The organism is Amycolatopsis iheyensis (assembly GCF_024703995.1).
GTDB classification, from domain to species: domain Bacteria; phylum Actinomycetota; class Actinomycetes; order Mycobacteriales; family Pseudonocardiaceae; genus Amycolatopsis; species Amycolatopsis iheyensis.
On record NZ_JAMXQV010000003.1, the window covers coordinates 216,010 to 239,845 of the forward strand.

A 23,836-nucleotide genomic window follows, 5' to 3' on the forward strand; every position below is an offset into this window, starting at 1 on the left:
GATCACGCTGTCGCCGGAGTTCGAACTTCCGTACCGGGGGTGACCGGACCGGGCCGATGATCTGCGGTGGGGTCGCGTTTCGGACGTCACGGCGACTCCGAAGTGGTCGGCCGCCGTCAGCGCATCGAGTGATGCCGCGGTTTAGCCGGTACCCGTGAAGCATCGGGTATTTCGGTCGTGGATACCGCCGCATTCAAGGGCCGCCCAGCCTCGCGACCGACGATCAGCTCTGTGTGAGCAGGCGCTGCCCCTCCAGCATGTCCCTGGTGCCCGATCGGGCAGGCCGGACTCCGGACGATCCCGAGGATCACTAGAGTCGGGGCAAGGTGGGGTGATCTTGAGTTCTGCGGGTGGGGGGCCTGAGCGTGAGCAATCCGTTGGTTGCACCGGTGAAGGATTCGACGACGGCGGTATCCGGTGTGCCGTTGCTGGAGGACGCGACCGGCCTGAAGACCGCGATCGAAAGCGGTGACTGGGCGGCGGTGGCGATGGGCGCCGTCGGCACCGCGCTCGACGCCTTGACCGCGGTCATGGACCCCTTCGGCGCGATCTTCGCGGCCGGTGTCGGGTGGCTGATCGAGCACGTCGGCCCGCTCAAGGAGGCGCTCAACGCACTGACCGGCAACGCCGACGAGATCGCCGCGCAGTCCGAGACGTGGACGAATGTCGCCAAAGAACTCGAAAGCGTGTCGACCGAACTCGTCGACCTGGTCAAGAAGGATCTCGGCGGGTGGACCGGCCCGGCCGCCGACGCCTATCGCACCCGCGCACGGGACACCTCGACGTTGATCGCCAGCGCGCAGAAGGGCTGCGAAGGCGCCGCCAGCGGGGTGAAGACCGCAGGTGAGGTCGTGGCCGCGGTCCGGACGCTGGTGCGCGACATCATCGCCGAGCTGGTCGGGCACCTGATCTCCTGGGCGTTGCAGGTGGTCTTCACCCTCGGCATCGGCCTGACGTGGGTCGTGCCGCAGGTGGTCGCCGCGGTCGCGAAGACCGCGTCGAAGATCGCGAGCCTGACGACGAAGCTGGTGAAGGCGCTCAAGGCGCTGATGCCCTTGCTGAAGAAGGCCGGCACGCTGTTCGACGACGCCGCGAAGGCGTTGCGGAAGATCAAGCCCGGCAAGGTGAAGCCGGCCGGCAAGCCCAAGGACATCACCGCCAAGCCGTCGCCCGAGCCCAAGCCGCATCCGAAAGACGGTGACACCACCGGCACCGCGGGCGACCACAGCGGGAACCACTCCGGCGGCGACGGCACCCACACCTCCGGCGACCACGGCTCGTCGGCCAAGAACCCGCCACCGGACGGAACCCGGGGCGGTCCCGGCAACCACGAAAACTCCGGAAGCGGCGGCGGCAACGACGGCGTGGACACAGCCGGTGCCAAGGGCAATCCGCACGACAACACCTCGGACCCGGCGAAGAACAAGGAGCCGGAAAAGAAGTGCACCGGGTTCGACCCCATCGACCTCGCCACCGGCGACCTGCTGGTCACGGAGACCGACCTGCTCGTGCCCGGTGACCTCGGCGCGCTCGTCGTCCGCAACCACGTGTCCTCCTACCGCGACGGTCGCTGGTTCGGCCCGTCCTGGACGTCGGTGGTCGACGAGCGGCTCGAGCGGGTGCCCGGCGGGCTCCGGTACTTCTCCGCCGACGCGATGGTGCTGACGTTCCCCGTCCCGGGTGCCGGGGCCGCGGTGACCGCAGCCGCGGGCCCCCTCCGGCTGCTGCACGCGGACGGCGACGAGTTCGCGCTCACCGATCCCGGCCGTGGGTGGACCCGCCGGTTCCGGCCGCACCCGCGGCTGCGTGACACGCTCCTGCTCCACGAGATCCGCACCGAGGAGGGCGAGTCGGTCTCGCTCGGCTACGACGACGCCGGCGTCCCGGCGACGATCGCGCACTCGGCGGGCGCCCGGCTCGTCCTCCACGTCGCCGACGGCAGGCTCCGCGGCATCCAGGCGCTGGGCGAGGCCAGGCCGGTGCAGGTCGCGCGCTACGAGTACGACGAGCACGGCCACCTTTCCGTACGGCACAACTCTTCTCCGCGTCCCGCGCACTACACCCACGACCGCGAAGGGCGGCTGCTGGGCTGGATCGACCACGTCGGGCACTGGTACCGGCAGGTTTACGACGCGCAGGGCAGGGTCGTGCGAGCCATCGGCGAGGGCGGCTACCTCGAGGGCACGCTGGCCTACTCGGCCGGCCGCACCGTCACCACGGACTCGCTGGGACACCAACGGATCCTGGAGTTCGACGAAGCGGGCAACCTGGTGGCGGACACCGACCGCCTCGGGGCCACGACGCGGTTCTCGTGGGGCAGGTACCAGACGCTCGCGACCCGCACCGATCCGCTGGGCCGCCGGACCGAGTTCGAACACGACGCGTCGGGCCGGCTCCGGACCGTCGTGCGCCCGGACGGCAGCCGCGTGGAGATCGTGACCCGGACCGCGACCGAGCTGGTGATCGCGGTCGCCGACGGCGACCGGACGCGGCAGCGCCGCTACACCGCTCCGCTGCTGCCCGACCCCTATGCCGACGTGCTCGGCGGCTCGGCCGAACACGATCCCGAACCCGCCGCCGGGCCCGGGGCGATGGCCGCCCCCGTGGCCCCCGGCGAACGGGACATGTTCGGCAGGCCACGCACTGTCCGGTCGGCTTCCGGCGGCCGTGAGACGCTGTCGTGGTCGGTCGAGGGCGAACTGCACGCGGTGGCCGGGGCCGATGGCGCCCGGTACCAGTGGCTTCTGGACGCCGAGGGCGCGGCCGTGCGCCGCACCGACCCGCTGAACCGCGTCACCGCCACCGAATACGGCCCGTTCGGCCTCGTCACCGCCACGACCGACCCCTCCGGAGCACGCACTCTCCGACGCTACGACACCGAGCTCCGGCAGGTCTCGGTCACCAACCCGGCCGGGCAGACGTGGGAGTTCACCCTCGACGCCGAAGGGCGCATGACCGCCCAGCGCGACTTCGGCGGCCGCGTCAGCCGGTACGAGTACGACACGGCCGGCCAGCTGGTCCGCAGCACCAACGCCGCGGGCGAGAGCGTCACCTACTCCTACGACCTGCTCGGCAGCCTGGTCCGCCGCGAGTCCGCCGCGCGGACCGACACCTACCGCTACGACCCGGTCGGCAACCTCGTCCACGCGAGCGGCCCGGGCGGGGAGACCACGCTCGAGTACGACGACACCGGCCGGGTGCTGCGCCAGACCACGACCGGGCGGACCACTTCCTTCGCCTACACCGGCGACGCCGCGGTGACGCGCCGGACGCCGTCGGGCGTGGTGGCCGCCTGGAGCCGGGGCACGGACGGCACCGACCGGCTCGACGTCGCGGGCGTCGAGCTGGTCCTCGCCCACGATGCCGCCGGGCACCTCACCGAGGTGCGTGAGCGCGAGCGGACGCTGCTGGGCCAGGAGTTCGACGCGAACGGACGGCTGATCGGGCAACGGACACCGATCGGCTCCCGGCGCTTCCACCGCGGCCTCGACGGCGGCGTGACCGAGCGGACCGACGCCACCGGGGCCGCACGCTACGAACGGGATCAGCTGGGCCGGATCACGGCCGTGCACACGTCTTACGGCACCGAGCAGTACCACTACGACGTCCTCGGCGACCTGGTCTCCTCGTCGGTGGGGACCGGCGCGGAAGCCGGCCCGCGGCGGTACGCGGGCGGCGTGCCGCAGTCCGCGGGCGCGGTGCGGTACGCGCACGACGCGCAGGGCCGGATGACCGCACGCACGGTCGCCGGCCCCGAGGGCGCCATGACCTGGACGTTCGCCTGGGACCCCCACGACCAGCTCGTCGGCGTCCGCACGCCCGACGGCGGAAACTGGCGCTACGTCTACGACTCCCTCGACCGCCGGGTGGCCAAGCAACGGCTGGACCCGGCCGGCCGCGTCGCCGAACAGGTCGAGTTCGTCTGGGACGGCATCGTCCTGGTCGAGGCGCTGCACAGCACCGCCGGCGTGCCGACGACCACGCTGACGTGGGCCCACCACCCCGACGACGACCGCCCGCTCGTCCAGGTGCTCACGGGCCCGGACGGGGCGACGCGTCCGGCGGCGGTGCTGGTCACCGACGCGGTGGGCACGCCGGTCGAGCTCGTCGGCACCGACGGCGGCGGCGCCCTGCTGCCCACCACTCTGTGGGGGCGCGCCCCGGCGGGCGCCGAGGCGACGCCGCTGCGGTTCCCGGGCCAGTACCACGACCCGGAGACGGGCCTGCACTTCAACGTCTTCCGCTACTACGACCCCGGCAACGCGCGGTACCTCAACCCGGACCCGCTGGGCCTGCGGCCGGCCCCGAACCCGCAGACCTACGTCGCCGACCCGCTGGGCGCGGCCGATCCTTCGGGGCTGACCGACGACCTCATGAACAACCCGCTCGCTTACGGCCGGGACCCCTCGACCCGCAAGCGCAAGTGCACCCAGCAGTTCGGTCAGGCCACGCAGGGGTCGCCGTCCGGCGGCAAGAAGCAGCGCCTGCCGGGTCGTACGTCCTCGACCAAGCCGGGCGGCAGTTCCGGGAAACCGGAGTGGGACCAGAAGCCGTCGGGCCCGAAGCACGACGGACGGCACGAGTCCCAGGGCGGCGGCCGGGAGACCGGCCCGCTCAAGCTCGACGGGTCCGATCCCGCCAACGCCATGAAGGGCACCGACAAGGGCAACTGCACGGACGTCCCGCAGATCATGGACGCGAAGGCGAAGGGCACGCTGACCCCGGAGTTCAAGAACCTGCTCGGCGACAGCGAAATGATCAAGGGGCACATGCACACCGAACGCCTCGGCGGCGCGGGCGACGCCCCCAACCTCACGCCCCTGAGCAAGAAGGCGAACACGACGATGTCCGGCCAGTTCGAGGCCAAGCTCTTCCACGCCAACGACACGGTGGGCCTGATCAAGCGCGCACGTCCCGACGACGACGTCCTGACGGCTCGCGGCTACAGCCCGCAGGAGATCTCCCGCCTGAACAAGGCCTTCGACGACCTGCACATCGACTATTCGGTCAAAACGAGCGACAACCTCAAGCTCCCCAATTCGACCAACGAGTTCGAGCGATCCGTCCGTGATCACCTCGAGCTGCGGTCGGACCTGAAAATGGACCCGGAGCTGGCCCGGTACCTGCAGCAGAACAACAGTGGCCAGTACAACCAGCTGATGCGGCTCATGCCGGGCAACATGAACATCGACACGATGAGCGGGGCGTTGACGCGGGTTCCCTGAGCAGCCGTTACTGTCGACAGGTGGAAGGCGACTCGGCCTGGCTGCCGCCGGAGGGGGACGAAGGCCCGCCGGATCCGGCTGCTTGCACGGCGAAGCTGCGCGTGTTCGGCCGCCGCGCGCTGGTCGTCGCAGTGGTGTGGCTGCTTGCCGCGGGTGGCGTGTTCGCGGGCCTGATCGCCTACGAGCGCCCGGCCGGTCAGCTCCTCGAGGACGGTGTTCGCGCCACGGGGACGGTGCTGCGGTTCGACGACGACCCGAGGGCGATCCGCCTGTCCTTCGACGTGCGCGGCGAACTGCGCTACGCCACCGTTCCCGTGCATTCGGGACGGCGCTACATCGAGGGCCGGACGCTGACGGTGATCTACGATCCCGCGAACCTGTCGCGGGTGCGTACGGTGCTGGAAGACGGTGTGGACCCGCGTCCAGCGGCCCTGCTCTGGCTCCTCGCGCTGGGTGTTCTCGTGTGCGCGGGGTTCTCCCTCGTCGCTTCGCTGCGGTGGCGACGACGGCACCGCGCGGTGGTGCGGACCGGCTGGCGGGCGGCTTCGGTCACCGTGCAGCCCGACTACCCGGTCCGCGCGCTCCGGCACCTGCCGGACATTCTCGTCGAGTACCGCGACGGCAGCCGGGCCGAGTTGCGGGCCTCGACGTCGAGCCACGGCAGCACGCGTATGAGGCATCAGCCCGAGCGGCCGGCGTGGGTGGGCGGCTCGGGTCCGGACATGGTCGTCCTCTTTTCGAGAGGCGATCTTCGCCGCCCGTACGCGGTCCCGGCGTTCGGGCGGAAGCCCCGCGCCGAACACGTTCCCTGAGCGCTCTGGACCCGGCTCGCCGCTCACGCCCCGCGGATGCTCCTCCCTAGCCGAGCTTTCCGAGCAGTGCTCGCGCCACCCCCATGCTCGAGGCCGGGTTCTGGCCGGTGATGAGACCGGGCGCCTCGAGCACGTGCTCCGACCACGGCGGAGCACTCCGATACCCGGCGCCGGCCTTTTCGAGCGCCTGCTCGAGGGTCCAGGTCAGCTTCCCGGCCATGCCGACCGTGGCTTCCTCCGCGTCGGAGAACCCCGTCACCGCGAAGCCGGCGAACGGCCAGGAGTGCCCTTCGGCGCGCGTCGAAAGCAGTGCCGCTGTCCCGTGGCACACCGTGGCCAGCGGGATGCCGGCCCGCCGGGCTCGGCCGATCAGCGTCGCCACCGCGGGGTGCTCGTGCAGTTGCGCCAGGGGCGCGTACCCGCCGGGCACGTAGATGCCGGCCACGGACGTCAGGTCGAGGCGATCGGCCGGCTCCGGCTCCTTCAGCTCGAGCGCGTGCGCGGCGAGGAACTCGGCCAGCTCTTCGCACGCCTGAGGGCTCAAGGACGCCGACTCCGGGACCAGGCTGGCCGCTTCGACCGGGGCCGGCCGGCCGTCGGGGGAGACCGTGACGACGTCGGCGCCGTGCTCGGTGAACAGCTGCCACGGCCCGACGACCTCCTCGGCCCAGAACCCGCACGGCCGGCCCGTACCATCGGCCAGTTTCAGCTCGCCGGCGGAGGCCAGCAGGATCGCGATCTTCGTCATGACAGCTCCTCCTCGATGCGGTGCAGACCGGCGCCACGCAGCAGCGGCGATTCGTCGTAGGCGAAGACCACCGCCTGCTCGTCGGTCGTGCTCGTGTTCTCGATCGACCAGCGCGCCCAGGACGGCACCGCGACCGTGTCGCCGCGGCTCGCCGCGAACTCCGTGCCGGCCACGTGCGCCGTGACCGAGCCCGCCGCCACGATCAGGACCGCGGCGCCCGTGTGCCGCCGGGGCGGCGTCGACCGGCCCGGGGCCACGCCGAGGAACCGTCCGGCGATGGTCGGGCCGAGGTCCGGGGCGCCGCCCGGGCCGCCCAGCCGCAGCTCGGACCAGCCGCGGCCGGCATCGTCCAGCTTCGCCAACGCGGCGAGGGTGTCCGGCCAGCGGTGCACGAGCACCCCCGGTTCGTGGCCGTCGACCACGGCGGCCGGGCGCGGACCGAGGTGGCTGCGGGCCGGGAACAGCTCGAAGTGGCTGGCGGCGAGCGCGCCGACGAGCGGGTCGTCGGTGCAGTCCTGCCACACCACCGGGCCCGGGCCGTCGTTGCCGTGCTCGTGCCACTTGCGGGCCGGGGTCAGCACGACGTCGCCCGGCCCGACCGGCATCCGTTCCCCGTCGACCGCGGTCCAGCCGCCTTCGCTCTCGTGCACGAACCGCACCGCGGTCGGTGCGTGCCGGTGGCTGTGCATGTCCTCGCCGGGCACGAGGACCTGCAACCCCGAGTACAGGTGCCCGGCCGCGGCTTCCCGGTCCGGGTGGCCGGAGTTCAGCAGCGTCAGCACGCGCAGCGCCCCGTCTTCGCCTCGGACGAACGCGGTCGCTTCGAGCGCGAGGGTCCGCAGCCGGCCGTAGGACCAGTGCTGGGGCACCGAGCGGGGCTCGGGCCGCCACGGCAGGTTTTCGTTGGCCGAGGACCAGCGCCCGACGACCCCGGCCGCCGCGGCGCGCCGGTGGTAGCCGGCGAGGTCAGTTGTCGTCTCGGCCATGGCCGGCTCCTTCCAGCGCGGTCTTCTCCGCACGCCGGATCGAGTCCCAGAGCGACTCGACGTGGCGGCGCGCGGTGTGGATGTTGCCGATGGAGACGCGCAGCGCGTAGCGGCCCTGGTACCTCGTGTGGGAGACGGCGCTGCTGCCTTCGGCGTTGACCAGGCGGTGCACCTCGGCGGCCACGCGGTCGCCGTCGTCCGCGCCGAGCGCCGGGTCGTCGTAGACCATCGTGACCAACGGCAGCAGCGAGTGGTGGGCTTGGCGCCAGCGCGGGTGCTCGTCGACCTTCGCGGCGAGCGACCGCGCCAGGAGCACCGCGTGCTCCAGCCGGCTGCGCAGCCCTTCGCGGCCGAAGGACTGCAGCACCCACCACACCTTGAGGGCGCGGAACTGCCGGCCCAGCTGCAGTGAGTAGTTCATGTGGTCGAGCCGGTCCTCGCCGGTGGCGGTCCGCAGGTACTCGGGCACGAGCGAGAACGTCTCCCGCAACGCGCCGGGGTGGCGGACGAACAACGCGGACGCCTCCATCGGGCAGAAGAGCACCTTGTGCGGGTTGGCGACCACCGAGTCGGCGGCGGCCAGGGACGGCAGGGCTTCGGCCACCGACGGCACGATGCGCCAGAACCCGCCGTACGCCGCGTCGACGTGCAGCCAGACGTCTTCCGCGCGGCAGACCTCGGCGATTTCCCCGATCGGGTCGATCGCGGCCACGTTGGTCGTGCCGAGGTTCGCGACCACCGCGAGCGGGGTGAACCCGCGTGCCTTGTCGGCGAGCACGGCGCCGAGCAGGCGGTGGGGGGAAAGCACGCCGTCGTCGGCCTGCAGCTGCACGAGGTTGTGGGTGCCGATCCCCAGCGCGATCGCCGCCTTCGCGACGGAGCTGTGGGTCTGGTCGGTGCAGTAGACCCGCAGCCGCGGGGCGCCGGACGCGCCGTGCTCCCGCCAGTTGTGCCCGCCCAGGCGGTCCCGTGCCGCGCAGAGGGCGTAGCAGGTGGCCAGCGACGCGCCGTCGACGAGCACCGAGTCGGCACCGGGCCAGTCGAGCCCGCACAAGTCCGCGAGCCAGTCCAGGGTCTGGCGTTCGACGGCCGCGGCCGCGGGCGCCGACTCCCACACCATGACGTTCACGTTGAAGGCGGCGGTGAACAGCTCACCGAGCATCGCCACCGCCGACGAGCTGTTGCTGAAGTAGGCGTGGTGCCCGGGGTGGTTCCACTGCGTGAGGCCGGGGACCACGTCTCGCCAGGTGCGCTCCAGCAGCTCCCCGAACTCCGTGCCGCGGTCGGGCAGCCGGCCCCGGAACGGCGCGGCGATCCGCTGTTCGGACAAGTCCTCGGGGCGGACTCGTTGGGTGTCGAGGGACTCGAAGTGGGCGGCCAGCCGGTCGAGCAGGGCGCCCCCGGCCGCGCGCAGGTCGCCGGGGGGCCAGTCGCCGAGTGAACCCGTGGTGTCGTCAGACATCTACCGGCAGCTCCTCGGCGTACTCGACCTCGCGCTCCCGCGCGCAGTAGCGGGAAACGAAGTCGTCGAGCAGCGGCCCTTCCGAATCCAGCAGCCGTTCGTGCTCGGCGCGGGTCTCCCAGGGGTAGATCATCATGACGTGCGCGGGCTCGGTTTCGAGCTTGAAGAACCGCGCGTGGCCGGCCCAGCCGGCGCTGCCGTGCGCGTTGTCCTCCAGCAGGTCGTCCATCTCCTGCATCACTTCGAACGCCTTGGCCGCGAACTCCTGCTTGAGGTGCCAGTGCTCGATCACCGTGATGGGCATCGGGGTCATCCCTTCGTTTCGTCGAAATGGCGTTGCAGCAGCGATCCGCCGCCGGGAACGAATTTGTCGCAGATGGCTTTGTGCTCCCGGCGATTGCGGGACTGCGCTTTCCACAATGCGCGGGCGGACCGCGCGGCTTCGGCCGGCATCGCCTGTTCCGCGGCCCGGCCGCGCAGCCGGGGTTTCAGGCCGGTGAGGCTGTCCAGCAGGGCTTGGTGCTCGCGGTTGAACACCCCGGAAAACCCCGGCGGCATCCACGGCGGCTCCATCGACGGCCGGACCGTCTCCTCGTAGGCCGCGACCGGGAAGCTCGACGCGTAGTGCATGACTGCGGTGGCCGCGTCGTAGTGCACGGTCAGCTCTTCGACCAGCAACCGGGCGGTGGTCCAGTCCGGCTGCCCGAGCGCGGCCGCCAGACCGTCCGCGTGGGAGTTCATCAAGGAGAGCAGGTGGTGGAAGAGGTGGTGGCCGAGCTTCCAGCGCCGGGCCGCCGTCTCGTGCTCGCCGTGCGGGGGCACCTTCGCCGGTGTCGTCGTGCCGCTGTGCGCCGGCACCGAGGTGCTGGCCAGCAGGAGCCTGCTGACGCCGGCGAGCAGGTCGGCCTGCAGGTCCTCACCCAGCCCGGCGCCGGGCAGGTCGTCGACCACCAGCCGGGCGACGCGCTGCGCGCCGGCCCACCACGCCGCCGGGTCCTCGGAGCGGTCGATGCGGAAGTAGTCGTCGTAGTGGCGGACATCGGCCGCGGGATCGGCGGTCGGGGCACGCGCGTCATCGCGCAGCGCGATGCTGTCGATCAAATCGGATTTGCTTTCGGTGCTCAAGGTGAACGGTCCCCTCAGACGCTCGTAATTTCCTGTGAGCTGCTTCGCCAGTAGATCAAGTCGATTGCTGACCGGGCACCGCCAAAAGAGGTAAACCACTGACATGATTGCCCGGCGAAAAGCGCGCGGAAGGGCGGGATGTGGCCGGGATTACACGGCGGTAAATGGGCGTTGAAACGCAGGTTTCAGTGCTCTTTGCGAATCGGCCAGACGCGGTTGGCCGCGGCGACCGACGCGAGCACGAGCACGATCCCGGCGACCTTCGGCCAGGTCGGGACCTCGGCGAGCAGGACGAGGCTGAGCAGCACCGTCACCACCGGCTGGGTCAGCAGCAACGCCGCCGTCGCGTTGGCGGGCAGGTGCGGGGAAGCGGAGTTGATGAGCAACCAGGCGAACACCTGGCCGAGCACGGCGAGCCCGACCATCGCCAGCCAGGAGGCCGGCGGGATCCCGGTGAGGTGGATTCCGCTGCTCAGCGGGGAAAGCGCCGCCGAGGTCGCGGCGGCGCCGGCGGTCGCGATCGCCAGCGGCGTCACGGTGCGTCCCGGTTCGGCCCGGCCCTGCCGGCGCGTCAGGTAGAGGTAGGCCGCGTACGCCGTGCCGGCCAGGACGCCGAAGACGGTGCCCTGCAGCGTGTTCGGCGACGCCGATCCGGATTCGAGCACCCCGCTGATGAGCACGATGCCGCCCAGCATGACCGGGCAGGCGAAGAGGAACCGCCGGCTCGGGCGCTCCCGGTCGACGAGCAGGCTCAGCAGCGGGAGCACGACGACCTGCACGTTGATCAGCACCGTGGCGATCCCCGCGCCGACGTCGAAGATGCTCCGCGTCCACAGCACGTAGTCGGCGCCCAGCGCGGCGCCGGCGACGAGTGCCACGACGACACCGCGACGCGACAGGCCGCCGAGCCGGCGGCTTTCCCGCCAGGCCAGCGGGGCGAGCACGAGCAACGCGATCGCGCAGCGCAGGAACGCCGAGGTGGCCGGATCCACCCCCGCCACCTTGACGAGCACCGCGGACACCGACAGGCAGGCCGCGCCGCCGAGTACGAGCAGGGCCGGGCCGCCCCGGCCGCTGCCGGGCGCGGACCGCGCCGCTCCGGAGGCCGTGTTCCGCTGCATGTCGGTCGCCACGCAAGCAGTGTCGCCGGGAGCTCTTCCGCGGGTCCAGGTCGTATTTCTACCGGATGGTGCTAAGCAGGAGTACATGAACAACTGGACGTGGGACCGGCTGCGGGTGTTCGACGCGGTGGCCCGGACCGGGTCGGTCGTCGCGGCCGGTCGCAGCCTGCGGATGACCGGGCCCGCCGTGTCCCAGCACCTGCGGCGGCTCGAGGCGGAAGTGGGGTCCGCGCTGGTCGAGCGGGAGGGGCGGGGGCTGCGGCTGACCGACGCGGGGCACGTGCTGGCCGGTCACGCCCGGACGGTCGCGCGGGTGGTCGAGCACGCCGAACGCGAGCTCGCCGCCCGGGACGGCGAACCCCGCGGCACCGTCCGCGTCGGCGCGATCTCCTCGGTCATCAGGGGTTTCCTGCTCGGCCGCCTGCGCGAGTTCATCGACCGGCACCCGCGGGTGCGGGTTTCCCTGCGCGACGGCGAAACCACCGACCACCTGCGGGCCCTGCACGAAGACGGCCTCGACGTCGTCGTGGCCGAGACGTGGCACGACCTGCCTTCGACCCTGCCGCGCGGTGTGGACATCACCCGCCTCCGCACCGAGCGCGCGCGGCTGGTCCTCCCGGAAAACCACCGGCTGGCCGGCCGGGAGAAGGTGTCGTTCACCGAGCTCGCGGACGAGACGTGGACCTGCTGCCCGCCGGGATCGGACGCGCACTCGGCGCTGGCGCAGCTCGTCCGCCGGGCGGGCGCGGACCTGGCGCTCGGGTTCCCCGTCGCCGACCACGCCACGCAGCTGGAGGTGGTCGCGCACGGGCTCGCCGTGGCCTGCGTCCCGGAGCTCTCCCTGCCCCCGGAGCCGGTCGGGGTCCGGATCGTCGACACCGATCCGGCGCCGCTGCGCAGCATCGAGCTCGTCACCCAGTCGGAGGTACTCCCGTTGCACATCAACGTTTTCGTGGCCGCCCTGACGGGACACTGACCGCGCGACCGGTCGGCCGGCCCGCCCGCCGCGTTCTACGATGCGGTTCATGCCGTCGAACGTGATCAGCCTCCGGGGTGTGCGCACCCACAACCTCGCCGACGTGGACGTGGACATCCCGAAGCACCGTCTCGTCGCCGTCACCGGGGTTTCCGGGTCGGGCAAGTCCTCGCTCGCGTTCGCCACGCTCGCGGCCGAGTCGCGCCGCCAGCTGTACTCGACGATGCCCGCGTTCGTGCGCACCAAGCTCCCGCACGACCCGCGGCCCGAGGCGAGCTCACTGCAGGGCCTGACCACGGTGGTCGTCGTGGACCAGCGTCCACTGGGGACCAACTCGCGCTCGACCGTCGGCACGGCGACCGAAGTGTGGACGATGCTGCGGATGCTGTTCTCGCGCCTGGGCGAGCCGTCCGCGGGGTACTCGCCGGCGTACTCGTTCAACGACCCCTCCGGGATGTGTCCCGCCTGCTCGGGGCTGGGCACGGTGACCGACATCGACGGCGAGCGGATGATCGACCGCGACCGCACGCTCAACGACGGCGCGATGGTCTTCCCCAGCTTCGCGGTGGACAGCTGGATCTGGAAGCGTTATGTCTACTCGGGTTTCTTCGACAACGACCTGCCCCTGCGGGAGTGGCCCGAGGAGCTGGTGCAGTTCCTGCTGCACGGCGAGACGCAGCGGCCGCCGGACCCGCTGCCGAGGTTCCCGCGCAGCGCCAAGTACCAGTCGATGGTGCCGCGGATCCGGCGGCTGCTGGTGGAACGCGAAGCCAAGCCGGGCCCGGCGGTGCGGGCCGCCCTCGCCGAGGTCACCACGCAGCGCCCGTGCCCGGACTGCGGCGGCAGCAGGCTGGCGGCGCCGGCCCGCGAAAGCCGCGTCCACGGGGTGTCCATTGTGGACCTCGGGTACCGGGACGCGCCGGGCCTGCTGGAGTTCTGCGGGAGCGTCGACCACGCGTGGGCCCGTCCGCTGGTCGAACAGCTGCGGCTGCGGCTGGAGTCGATGATCACGCTGGGGCTCGGGCACCTGCAGTGCTACCGCGGCACACCCACGCTGTCCGGCGGCGAGTCGCAGCGGCTCAAGCTCGTGCGGCACCTCGGCTCGAGCCTCACGGACCTGACCTACGTGCTGGACGAGCCGACCGACGGGCTGCACCCGGCCGACGTCGCGTCCCTGGTCGACGTGCTGCGCCGGCTTCGCGACCACGGCAACACCGTGCTGGTCGTCGACCACCACCAGGCCGTGGTGGAGGCCGCGGACCACGTGATCGACCTCGGTCCGGGCGCGGGGGAGGCGGGTGGGCACGTGGTCTTCCACGGAACGCCCGCGAAGCTGCGCAAGGCGGACACGACGACCGGGCGCGCGTTGCGCACCGGCGTCCGGCTGAAGGACGCGCTGCGGGAGCCCGCCGGCTGGCTGCCGCTGCGCGGGCTGGACCGGCACACGCTCGCCGGCATCGACGTCGACGTGCCGACCGGTGTGCTGACCGCGATCACCGGCGTCGCCGGGTCCGGGAAGTCGACCCTGGCCGGTGAGCTCGCCGAACGCCACCCTCGGTTCACGGTCGTCGACCAGAGTCAGATCACCGCGACGGCGCGGTCCACGGTCGGCACCTGGCTGGGGCTCGCCGACCCGGTGCAGCGGGCGTTCGCCGAGGCCGGCGGACTGCCGCCGAAGATGTTCAACCCGCGGTCGGAGGGCGGCTGCCCGGCCTGCCGGGGCACCGGCGTGCGGCGGACCGACCTGGCGTTCCTGGAGGACGTGGCCACCCCGTGCGAACAGTGCGACGCGACCGGCTTCCGGGCCGAGGCACTCGTTCCCCGGTTGGCCGGCCGGACGGTGCTCGAAGTGCTGGAGACCCCGGTCTCGGCGCTGCCCGGGTACGTGCCGCACCCGGATGTGGCCCGCCTGGCGGGGTTGCTCGAGGAGCTGGGCCTGGGGCACCTGGCGTGCGGCCGGACGCTGGACACGCTCTCCGGGGGCGAGCGCCAGCGCCTGAAGCTCGCTCGGCAGCTCGACTCCGCGGACGACGACCTCCTGGTGGACGAACCCACGGCGGGCCTGCACCCCAGCGACACGAGACGGCTGGTGACGCTGCTGGGCAGGCTGGTCGACGAGGGACGCACCGTGGTCGTCGTCGAGCATTCCCTGCACGTCGTCGCGGCCGCGGACTGGGTGGTCGACCTCGGCCCCGGCGCGGGCGAGCACGGCGGGCACGTGCTCTACACGGGAACGCCGAAGGGGCTCGCCGAGCACGGCGGGCCGACCGGCCGGTACTTCCGCGCCGCGCTCGACGCTTGACCTCCTGCCCGACCCGCCGAGATGAAGGGCCATCCGATGACCGTTCCGCCCCTCGCCACCGCGACCGCGTCGGCCCGTGACAGCCTCCGCCGCGCGGTCGGCGGCCCGTGGGACCAACCGGCCGAGATCGGCGCCGCGCTGGCGAACATCTCGGCGTCGATCGCCGCGATCGACCAGGTGCTCAGCGGCCTGGCCCGGCAGCTTCGCGAGCCGGGGGTGGCGGTGGTTTCGGTCGACGGCCCGTTCCGCGGCGACACCGCGGCGGCGGTGGAGACTGCGGGCTTGTGGCTCGTTCGTGCGGCCGCGGCGTCGGCGGGTGTGCGGACGTGCGTCGACAACGCGCACATCGCTGTTTCGGGGCTGGCCGAGCACCGGGAGGGCTCGAAGTGAGCCGGGCGCCATGCACCCGCGAGGGCCGGGACGCCGGAGCGCCCCGGCCGCGGCGGGTCAGTGGGTCAGCGCCGTCACGAGGCCGAGCCAGCCCGGGGCGCCGATCCGGACGAACATCGGCGTCGTGTCCAGGGGTGCCTGGTAGCCGTGCAGTGTGCGGCCGCCCGGTTCGACCCGCTTCGTGTGCGGGTCGAACCACAGGCCCGGCGGCAGCACCACGTCGCGCGTGGTGCCCGCCGTGATCACCGGGGCCGCCAGCAACGCCGGGCCCAGCAGCCACTCGTCGTCGATCGTGTCGAACCGGTGGTCGGCGGGGAAGTCGAAGTACACCGGCCGCATGATCGGGGTGCCGTCGGCGACCGCCTGGCGCACCTGGGTCTGCAGGTAGCCCGCCAGCTTCGCGTGGGTGCGGACCGCGGCGGCGTAGAGCTTCGCCGTGTCAGCCGGGTAGACGACGGGTTGGCCCGTCGTGGTGTCGACCGTCTGCACCGGCGACGTCGAGGCGTACATCAACGGCATCAGCGACGCCGCCTGCGCCCAGCGCACCAGCACCTCGCGCGACGGCGGCGGCAGGCTGTCCGAGCCGCCGATCATGTCCGTCTCGACGAACGGGTAGCCGTCGGCCGAGATCGCCGACGCGCGGCGCAGGGAGGTGCGCAGGCCGTCCCAGGTCGTGTCCGCGTCGACCGCCCGGATGACGAACCCGTAGCGCTGGCTGCCCCAGTGCGTGCGGATGCCCGCGCCCTGCTGGTCGAACTGGTCGGTCATGTCCGCGCCGAGCTTCTGGTAGTCCTGCGGGGTCAGGGTGCCCGTGGTGGCGCAGCGGTCGTCGAAGAAGCGGGTGTCGAACTTGAAGCCGTCGACGCCGTAGTCCGCCATCAGCTTCCGCAGGTTGCCGGTGTACCAGTCGCGGGCCTGCGGGTTGCCGAGGTCGATGATGCCGGCGGTGCCGTTCCACCACGTCACCGTGCACGGCTGGGCCGAGTCCTTGGCGTGCACCAGGTAGCCGTGGTCGCGGGCGTAGGCGTAGTTCGCCGAGTCCAGGTTGATCCAGAACGTCGTCCACAGGCCGAACTTCTGCCCCATCGCGTGGATGTCGGCGGCCAGCTTCTTCGGGTCCGGGAACGTCTTCGCGTCGAAGGTGAGGTTGCCGTAGGCGGACTCCCACTTGTCGTCGAGCTGCACGGTGTGCCCGGCGACGCCCGCCGCTTTCAGGTCACGGGCCCAGGTGAGGACCTTGTCCTGGTCGATGTTCCGGTAGTACTGGGCCCACGAGTTCCACAGTGGACTCGCGAACTCGGCGTCGGTCGCGTCGCTCTTGGCCGGCTTGCCGACCTCGCCGACGTAGTCGTCGTAGACCGCGCGGCGGGTCGATTCGACGAAGACGGTGCTCGTGTACGCCGCGGAGTTCGTCACGGTCAGATCGGCGCGCCCGCCGCCCAGCGCGACCTTCATCGGCTGCGCGGTGCGGACGAACAAGCCGACCGACTTCGACGTGAAGAAGTACGGCTCCTGCATCATGTAGCTGGCGGGTGAGAACTCCGGTTCGTCGACCACGCCGGCCGACAGTGGGTACGGCTGGGCCTTGCCCTCACTGGTTTCGCCGCCGCCGTACCAGTGCCCGGACGTTGCCAGGTCGAAGTGGGCTGCCCGGTCCCCGGCCGCGAGCCCGCCGACCGACCAGCTCAGGTCGAACCGGTCGGCGCGCGGGGTCACCCGGAGGGTCACCGGCCGGCCCGCGGTGCTGTCGGCCTCGGCGACGACGGTCGCGCCTTCCCGCGAGAGCGAGCGCACGCGGGTCGCCACGCCGCCGGTGAACGTGAACGCGTCGGACGCGGTGCGCAGGACCTCCTCACCGCCGCGCGAGACGGTGAGGCCGAGCCGGGTGGTGTCGATGCGGAGCCGGTAGCCCGGCGACCCGGCGCCGGGCGGCACCGAGATCGTCGAAAGCGGGTCCGCGGCCGCGGGGGCCGCGACGGATCCGGTGAGGATCAGCCCGGCTGCCAAGCAAGCCAGTTGTCGATGCACGCAAGCCTCCAGAGTGCAAGAAGTTGCTCATTGCTGCGTCGTAGTGATTGTAATACGGAAGTACGTTGCAACTTAAATCATCTTCGTGCAGACTGCGAACACTGCGCAGCCGGTTGACCCAGCGGACACCGAGGAGTCGCGATGCACCCTGGCTCGTCATCCCGAGCACGCCACGGGCTCACCATCGCCTTGACGGCGGTGGTGTTCGCGAGCACGGCGCCCGCCGGGGCCGCTCCGCCGACCGGCGGCTACACCGTCTCGATCCAGTCCACCGGAGCGTGGTCGGCCCCGACCGACTCGCCGGCCAGTCCGTACCTCGACAAGGACGGCACCTTCTACTTCCAGCAGTCCGCCGCGCTCTACGGGGCCACGCAGCCGCGTGAGTGGGAGTTCTACAGCGGCCGGGACTTCGACAGCTTCACGAAGAACGCCATCAGCGACGCCGTGAACCCCGCGGACCCCGCCGACCGCAACAACGACACGACGAAGCGGTGCAACACCAGTCCGACCGGGGGCGAGGCGACGAACCCGCCGGCCGGGTCGGGCTACTCCCAGAAGAACTTCTGCGACCTCGTCGGCACCTGGGTGGACCCGGACACAGGGGACTGGTACGGCTTGGTGCACAACGAGTTCACGCCCCAGCCCTTCGGCGACGGCCTCCACTACGACGCGATCGACTACGCCGTGTCCACCGACCAGGGCCGGACCTGGAAGATCAAGGCGCACGTGCTCACCTCGCCGCACAGCACGAAACGCGGGGACAACGCCGCCTTCCCGAACCAGACCTACTACTACGGCGACGGCGACCAGCGGCTCTACGCCGACACCGCGTCCGGCTACTTCTACGTCTTCTACGGCTCGCGCGTGGTGGACAAGAACGGCGGCTGGAAAGCCTTCTACTCCCACGTCGCGCGGGCGCCGATGTCGGCCAAGATGGCGCCGGGATCGTGGCGCAAGTGGTACGGCGGCGCCTGGACCGAGCCCGGCGTCGGCGGCAAGGAGAGCAACCAGGTGCCGATCGGCCCGGACAGCTCCACCGGCTACACGCCGACGGCGAAGGAGTACGACCCCGCCACCGTGGGCACCGCGGACCAGCAGATCGCGGCGGGCAAGATGCCCGCGACGTCGCCGCTGTTCGTCATGGACATCACCTACAACGCCCACCTCGGCCTCTACATCGGCGAGCCGCAGGCGGTCGACCAGAGCGGGAACGCGCCGCAGCAGTACTACGCCACCGACGACCTGGCCACGCAGAAGTGGTACCCGATCGGCGGCACGGGTGGCTACCACACGGCGTCGTGGTACCGGTGGTTCGTCGACGGGGTGAACAGGACCGGCTCGGCGATCGTGGGCAGGAACTTCCGCGCGTACTGCTCGTTCGGGTGCTCCGGCGGCGCTTCCGGCGAGTACGTGAACGTCTCGATCGACAACCCGGCGCGCGTGGCCGTCCCGTTCGACCCGGCCAAGACCTACCGCATCGCCAGCGGTGCCGGCCGGGTGCTCGCCCAGCGCGGTGCCGCGACGACGTCGGTCGCGACCGGTGACGGCTCCGCCGCGCAGGCGTGGTCGTTCACCGGCAACGGCGACGGCTCCTACCGCATCACCAACGCGGCCAGTGGCGGGCTGCTCGGAGTCGCGTCGACGTCTTCGGCCACGCGGGCGTGGGGGACCGCGCCGACGGTGACGTCCGCTTCCGGGGTGGGGCAGCAGTGGTTCGTCATCCCCGGCGCGTCGGGGACGTACCGCCTCGTCAACCGCTACAGCGGCCTGGTGCTGGGCATGTCCGCGGCCCGGCCGGCCGAGACCACGCCGGTGCGCCACTGGACGGACACCACCGGCACCGCGGTCGGCGGCGGACGCACCGCGGCGCAGCAGACGCTGAGCGTCACCGCGGTGGGCACCGCGCCCGTCCTCACCGGCACGCACACCGTCGCGGTGGGCGGCAAGGCACTCGACGTCCCGAGCCACAGCACGGCCGAGGGCACGCGGCTGGTCACGTGGACCGCGAACGGCGGCGCCAACCAGAGCTGGACCTTCACCGCGCAGCCGGACGGCGCCTACGAACTGCGCAACGCCGAATCCGGCCTGTGCGCGGACGTCGAAGGCGGCGCCACCACGGCCGGCGCGGCCGTGATCCAGTGGACCTGCACGGGCGGGCCCAACCAGCACTGGAAGGCCGCCCGGCAGGCCGACGGGACCTACGCGCTCACCGCCGTCCACAGTGGCCTGCTGTTGACCACGGCGGCCACTTCGGATGGTGCGGCGGTCACCCAGCGAGCCGCGGCCGGCGCCGCGCTCCAGCACTGGTCGGTCGCCTGAGCGGCCGGTGTCCCGGTGAGCTGCTTGGCCGCCGGTCAGGCCGGGCTGACAGACTCGGGTCGTGATGCTCGGGTACTTCCTCACCGCGCTGGCCGTTATCGCGTCCGGCAGCGGGTCCGTCCTGGAGTCGGCCGGCGTCCGGCGGGCCGGCGCCTTCGGGGGCGCGCCGGAGGACCTGGTCGCGCTGCGCCGGCAGCCGCTCTACTTCCTCGGGGTGGCGGTGGACCTGCTCGGGTTCGTCTTCGCCGCGGTCGCACTGCACCGGCTGCCGCTGTTCCTGGTCCAGTCGGTGCTCGCGTTCAGCGTCGGTGTCACCGCGACGATCTCCGCGATCCTCGGCGTCCGGCTGGCGGGCGCCGGGTGGGTCGCGCTCGGCGTCGGCGCGACCGGCCTGGTCCTGCTCGGGCTGTCGGCCGAGCCGGGGGCGGCCGAGCCGCTGTCGCCCGGCTGGAAGCTCGTGCTGGTGGGTGTTGCGGTCGTGCTCGCGGCGGTCGTGTTCACCGCCCAGCGCAGCGCCGGCCGCTGGTCGCCGATCGCGCTGGGGTTCTGCACGGGGCTGGGGTTCAGCACGGTCGGGGTCTCGGCGCGGACGCTCGAGGTGTCCGGACCGCTCTGGCGCCTCGTCGCGGAGCCGGCGCTGTGGGCCATGATGGCCAACGGGCTGGTCGCGGCCGTGGCGTTCGCGATCGCGCTGCAACGCGGCCGAGCGACCGGCGTCACCGCCATCACGTTCACCACCAACACGGTGGTGTCCTCGCTCATCGGCCTGGTGGCGCTGGGCGACCGCGTCCGCGACGGCTTCACGGCCGCGGCCATCGCGGGCTTCGTCCTGGCCGTCGCCGGGGCGATCGGCACCGCGCACTACGCGGCCTCCCGCCGCGCGGTACCCGACTCGAGCGGTGCGAAACCACCGCGAGGATGATCTGCCCCACCCCCCTGGTGTCGTTTGCCGCTCCGGTCGCGACGGGTAGCCGCCCGGCGTCGTGTTCCGAAGTCCCAGGAGGTTGTGATGGCTGCTGTCGCGCACTACGTCGAGGTCGATGCCCCCGTGCAGGCGTGTTACGACTGGTGGCGGCCGTTGACCCGGCTGCCGGAGATCTTTTCCGACGTCAAGTCCGTCGAAGCCGTCGCGGGTGGTGAGCCGCGGACGCGGTGGAAGGTCGACGGTCCCGCGGGGACGATGGTGGAGTGGGAGGCTCGCGTCGTCGAAGACGCCGCGCCGCACAAGATCGCCTGGACCACTGTCGACGACGCGGACCCGGATGTGAAGAACTCCGGCGTCGTGCGCTTCGACGACAAGGGCAACGGGCGGACCGGGGTGGAGATCGCCCTGGACTACGAGCCGCCGGCGGGCAAGCTCGGGGAGGCGGTCGCGTCGTTGCTGGCGGATCCGCAGAAGAAGGTCGAGCGGGCAGCCGCGGAGTTCAAGACCGTCATCGAAGCTCGCTGAGCCGACGACGGCCGCCGGAGATCGAATCGTGACTCAACTTCGACGTGGGGTCGGACGTCTGGGGAAGCGTGAGAATCTTCCGTATCGCCGGACTCGGCCTGGCCGGCTTGGTGCTGGCCGCCTGCAGTGGACAGACCGAGGCCGCGGGGACGGCACAAGCCATCGGCGCGACCGGGCCGGCGGCGAGCGCACCCGGGGTGCCGGCCGCGACGGTGGCGTTCGAGGGCGGGGACCAGCTGAGCCCGAAGGACCCGATCGTCGTCAAGGCGTCCGGTGGCACCCTGCAGGCGGTCACCGTCACCAACCCGCAGACCGGCAACGCCGTCAAGGGCGGGCTCTCGCCGGACAAGACGACCTGGACCAGCGACGACCACCTCCGGTACGCGGCCACCTACCAGGTGGTCGCCACCGCGGTGAACCAGGCGGGCACGCCGACCGAGCAGCGCGGCGAGGTGCACACGCTCAAGCCGGCCGGGGTCGCCACGCCGGCGCTGTTCCAGCCGGCGTCAGGTGACTTCGGGGTGGGGCTGGTCATCGGCCTGAAGTTCGACCACGACATCACCGACAAGGCCACGGTGGAGAAGTCTTTCAAGGTGACGTCCTCGCCCGCCCAGGTCGGTGGCTGGTACTGGGTGGGCAAGCGCGAGGTGCACTTCCGGCCCAAGGACTACTGGAAGGCCGGGTCGACGGTGAAGCTGGAGACCACGACCTTCGGCACGCCGATCGGCGGCGGCGTGTACGGCGGCCAGGACGTCTCGGCGACCTACAAGGTGCACGACTCCTGGATCGCCAAGGCGGACGGCAGCACACACCAGATCAAGGCGTTCCACAACGGGCAGCTGGTGAAGACCGCGCCGACCAGCATGGGCAAGACCGCCGACACCCCGCCGCGGGGCGCGACGCCGACCTTCAACGGCACCCACACTGTGCTGGGCAAGGAGGCGCACAAGATCATGGACTCCTGCACCTACGGGGTGTGCGAGGGCGACCCCGGCTACTACAGCGCGCCGGAGAACTGGAACGTCCGGATCTCCAACGACGGCGAATACCTGCACGAGAACCTGAAGACCGTCGGCGTGCAGGGCAGCGCCAACGTCTCCAACGGCTGCCTCAACATGAACACCGAGAACGCCAAGTGGTTCTTCGACAACTTCAACGCCGGCGACGTCGTCGAGGTCACCAATTCGGGCGGCCCGCAGCTGTCGATCAACAACGGCCACGGTGACTGGGCCATCAGCTGGACCGCCTGGCAGGCCGGCAGCGCTCTGCACGGCTGAGGCCGCGAAGGTTGGACCAGGTTCGAAAGGCTTGTGACAAGAGGGTGCCGTCCGTCAACCTCAGTGCGCGACCGGGACGGGGACGTGCGCGAGGGGGAGGACGACGCGTGGGGCTCCGGTACTGGGGGAGGGAGCCCCACGCTCGGTCGGCGGACCGCGGTCAGGAGTGGGCCGGGCGGCGGCCGAGCAGGTCGGCGCCGAGCACCGTCAGCCGGTGGATGACGGCCGTGCCGTTCCGTTCGCTGGTGACCAGCCCGGACGAGCGGAGGATCGAAGCGTGGTAGCTGGCCGCCGAGATCGTGATGCCGACGCGCCGGCCCAGCTCGGTCGTCGTGCAGCCGTCGGCGAGGACGCGCAGGGCCGAGGCACGGGTGGCGCCCAGCAGGTCCGCCAGCGCGGCCTCGGCGCCCGGCGTGGCGGCAGCCGCCGGCGCCGGCGGGCGGGCTTCGGCGGGGTAGACCAGCACGGGCGGCAGGCCGGGGTCGGCGAGGAGCGTCGGGGCCTGCCGGCAGAAGTAGGCCGGCACGAGCCGCAGTCCCCGGCCGTCGAGCTCCAGCTCGCCGGTGACGTGGTCGCCGGCGACTTCGAGGACCTGGTCGCGCCAGGTGAGCGCCGGGTGCAGTGAGTTCAGCATCGTGTCGGCGCCCTGGGCCGAGAGGAGGCGAGCGCGGGCGTGCGGAGCAGCGCGTCGAGGCTCGCCGACGCTTCGCGTGACGCCGGTCCGCCGGCGGTCCAGGGCTACCACCAGGGCCGGATCATCGGCGAGGCGTGTTCTCCGCCGCGCTGTGCGCCGAGGCGGTTGACGACTGAACATTACGTTTGTAATGTACGCACGTCGGACGAGAGGAGGTGCCCGCGTGCCCGTTCGCAAGGGGCAACGCGATCCGGGTGAGATGAAGCGGGCCCTTCGCCGGGCCGCGGTCGAGGTCGTCGCCCGGGACGGGATCCGGGGGCTGACCTACCGGGCCGTCGCCGCGGCCGCCGGGGTCACGACCGGGGCCGTGCAGCACCACTTCGCCTCGATCGACGACCTGCTGCGGTCCTCGCTCGACTGGGTGCTCGAAGAGAGCGCCGAGAACGGGCTCATCGGGGCCAGGACCGGGGTGTTCGCCGACGGCGCGAGTGTCCGGAAACGGTTTGCCGAAAGCGCCGACATCCAGGTTTTCCAGTACCGGCTCGTCGTCGAGTCGATGGTGCGGCAGGAATTGCGTCCCGCGGTCCAGCGGCTCTACGAAAGCTACTTCGCGGCGGTGGCGAAAGATCTCGGCGACGATCCCGGCGAAGGGCTCGTTTCACTCGTCTACTACGCCTTGGACGGCATGTTCCTGCACCAGGTCGCGGACCCCGGAGCCGACCCCGGCCAGGCGCTCGACACGTTGCGCTCCCTGCTGAAACGCGAGACCGGCTGACAGCGCCGCGCAGCCGGAACCAGCGACCGTGCACACCCGCGAAAGCGGTGTGCCGCGGTCGCTTTTCGCGTTTTCGGGAACCGTCGAAAAATCGGGTGTTGACAAACTCAACACTCGGGTTCAGGCTCTGTTCATCCCGGGCTGCTCGGCCGGAAACGGCGCCCCGGGACGCGAATTCACGCGATCGAAGGACCTGACGCGAAAGG

Annotated in this window: 18 protein-coding genes; 10 read left to right on the forward strand and 8 right to left on the reverse strand. The window is 71.8% G+C overall.

All coding sequences use genetic code 11. The features are described from left to right. Positions 1-389 precede the first annotated feature (389 nt). Positions 390-5,225, forward strand: a complete 4,836-nt coding sequence (locus M8542_RS08230) for an RHS repeat-associated core domain-containing protein (RefSeq protein WP_257919425.1) — start codon at positions 390-392, stop codon at positions 5,223-5,225. Between the two features lie 20 nt (positions 5,226-5,245). Beyond that, on the forward strand, positions 5,246-6,037 hold the full coding sequence (locus tag M8542_RS08235; protein ID WP_257919426.1) for a DUF3592 domain-containing protein: 792 nt from the start codon (positions 5,246-5,248) through the stop codon (positions 6,035-6,037). Positions 6,038-6,083: 46 nt separating this feature from the next. Here M8542_RS08235 and M8542_RS08240 read toward each other — a convergent pair whose 3' ends face one another. The 6 genes from M8542_RS08240 to M8542_RS08265 form a co-directional block, all read right to left on the reverse strand. Further along, a complete protein-coding gene (locus M8542_RS08240; RefSeq protein WP_257919427.1) occupies positions 6,084-6,785 on the reverse strand; it encodes a type 1 glutamine amidotransferase domain-containing protein in 702 nt (233 codons plus the stop codon). Further along, a complete protein-coding gene (locus M8542_RS08245) occupies positions 6,782-7,771 on the reverse strand; it encodes a cupin domain-containing protein (protein ID WP_257919428.1) in 990 nt (329 codons plus the stop codon). Before M8542_RS08245 ends, M8542_RS08240 begins: the two co-directional genes overlap by 4 nt. Then, positions 7,752-9,233, reverse strand: a complete 1,482-nt coding sequence (locus tag M8542_RS08250) for a pyridoxal phosphate-dependent decarboxylase family protein (RefSeq protein ID WP_257919429.1) — start codon at positions 9,231-9,233, stop codon at positions 7,752-7,754. The genes M8542_RS08245 and M8542_RS08250 overlap by 20 nt, the downstream gene beginning before the upstream one ends. Further along, entirely contained in the window at positions 9,226-9,537 is a 312-nt protein-coding gene (locus M8542_RS08255; RefSeq protein ID WP_257919430.1) for a hypothetical protein, read from the reverse strand. The genes M8542_RS08250 and M8542_RS08255 overlap by 8 nt, the downstream gene beginning before the upstream one ends. A 5-nt stretch (positions 9,538-9,542) precedes the next feature. Beyond that, positions 9,543-10,334, reverse strand: a complete 792-nt coding sequence (locus M8542_RS08260) for a 3-methyl-L-tyrosine peroxygenase-related protein (protein ID WP_257919431.1) — start codon at positions 10,332-10,334, stop codon at positions 9,543-9,545. Between the two features lie 209 nt (positions 10,335-10,543). Then, on the reverse strand, positions 10,544-11,491 hold the full coding sequence (locus M8542_RS08265; protein ID WP_257919432.1) for a DMT family transporter: 948 nt from the start codon (positions 11,489-11,491) through the stop codon (positions 10,544-10,546). A gap of 73 nt (positions 11,492-11,564) precedes the next feature. Here M8542_RS08265 and M8542_RS08270 point away from each other — a divergent pair, with 73 nt between their 5' ends. The 3 genes from M8542_RS08270 to M8542_RS08280 are packed head-to-tail and all read left to right on the forward strand — an operon-like array spanning position 11,565 to position 15,147. Further along, positions 11,565-12,455 carry a LysR family transcriptional regulator gene (locus tag M8542_RS08270; RefSeq protein WP_257919433.1) on the forward strand — a complete coding sequence of 297 codons (891 nt, stop codon included), beginning with the start codon at positions 11,565-11,567 and terminating at the stop codon, positions 12,453-12,455. Positions 12,456-12,504: 49 nt separating this feature from the next. Then, entirely contained in the window at positions 12,505-14,757 is a 2,253-nt protein-coding gene (locus M8542_RS08275; protein WP_257919434.1) for an ATP-binding cassette domain-containing protein, read from the forward strand. Positions 14,758-14,793: 36 nt separating this feature from the next. Further along, positions 14,794-15,147, forward strand: coding sequence for a hypothetical protein (locus M8542_RS08280; protein WP_257919435.1), 354 nt, complete (start codon positions 14,794-14,796; stop codon positions 15,145-15,147). A 57-nt stretch (positions 15,148-15,204) separates the two neighbouring features. Here M8542_RS08280 and M8542_RS08285 read toward each other — a convergent pair whose 3' ends face one another. Further along, positions 15,205-17,175, reverse strand: coding sequence for a glycoside hydrolase family 31 protein (locus M8542_RS08285; protein ID WP_257919436.1), 1,971 nt, complete (start codon positions 17,173-17,175; stop codon positions 15,205-15,207). Between the two features lie 141 nt (positions 17,176-17,316). On the opposite strand from M8542_RS08285, the gene M8542_RS08290 reads away from it, so the two are divergent. From M8542_RS08290 to M8542_RS08305, 4 genes are all read left to right on the forward strand, one after another. Beyond that, positions 17,317-19,494 carry an RICIN domain-containing protein gene (locus M8542_RS08290; protein WP_257919437.1) on the forward strand — a complete coding sequence of 726 codons (2,178 nt, stop codon included), beginning with the start codon at positions 17,317-17,319 and terminating at the stop codon, positions 19,492-19,494. Positions 19,495-19,558: 64 nt separating this feature from the next. Then, positions 19,559-20,416, forward strand: coding sequence for a hypothetical protein (locus M8542_RS08295; RefSeq protein ID WP_257919724.1), 858 nt, complete (start codon positions 19,559-19,561; stop codon positions 20,414-20,416). An 87-nt stretch (positions 20,417-20,503) separates the two neighbouring features. Continuing rightward, on the forward strand, positions 20,504-20,944 hold the full coding sequence (locus M8542_RS08300) for an SRPBCC family protein (protein ID WP_257919438.1): 441 nt from the start codon (positions 20,504-20,506) through the stop codon (positions 20,942-20,944). 74 nt (positions 20,945-21,018) lie between these two features. Then, positions 21,019-22,221 (forward strand): L,D-transpeptidase, encoded by a 1,203-nt coding sequence (locus M8542_RS08305; RefSeq protein ID WP_257919725.1) that lies wholly within the window; start codon positions 21,019-21,021, stop codon positions 22,219-22,221. A 160-nt stretch (positions 22,222-22,381) separates the two neighbouring features. Here the strand turns inward: M8542_RS08305 and M8542_RS08310 are convergent, their stop codons facing one another. Next, the gene (locus tag M8542_RS08310; protein ID WP_257919439.1) at positions 22,382-22,855 is read right to left on the reverse strand and encodes an ArsR/SmtB family transcription factor; all 474 of its coding nucleotides are present in this window, start codon (positions 22,853-22,855) and stop codon (positions 22,382-22,384) included. Between the two features lie 223 nt (positions 22,856-23,078). Here M8542_RS08310 and M8542_RS08315 point away from each other — a divergent pair, with 223 nt between their 5' ends. Beyond that, positions 23,079-23,630 carry a TetR/AcrR family transcriptional regulator gene (locus M8542_RS08315; protein ID WP_257919440.1) on the forward strand — a complete coding sequence of 184 codons (552 nt, stop codon included), beginning with the start codon at positions 23,079-23,081 and terminating at the stop codon, positions 23,628-23,630. Positions 23,631-23,836 lie beyond the last annotated feature (206 nt).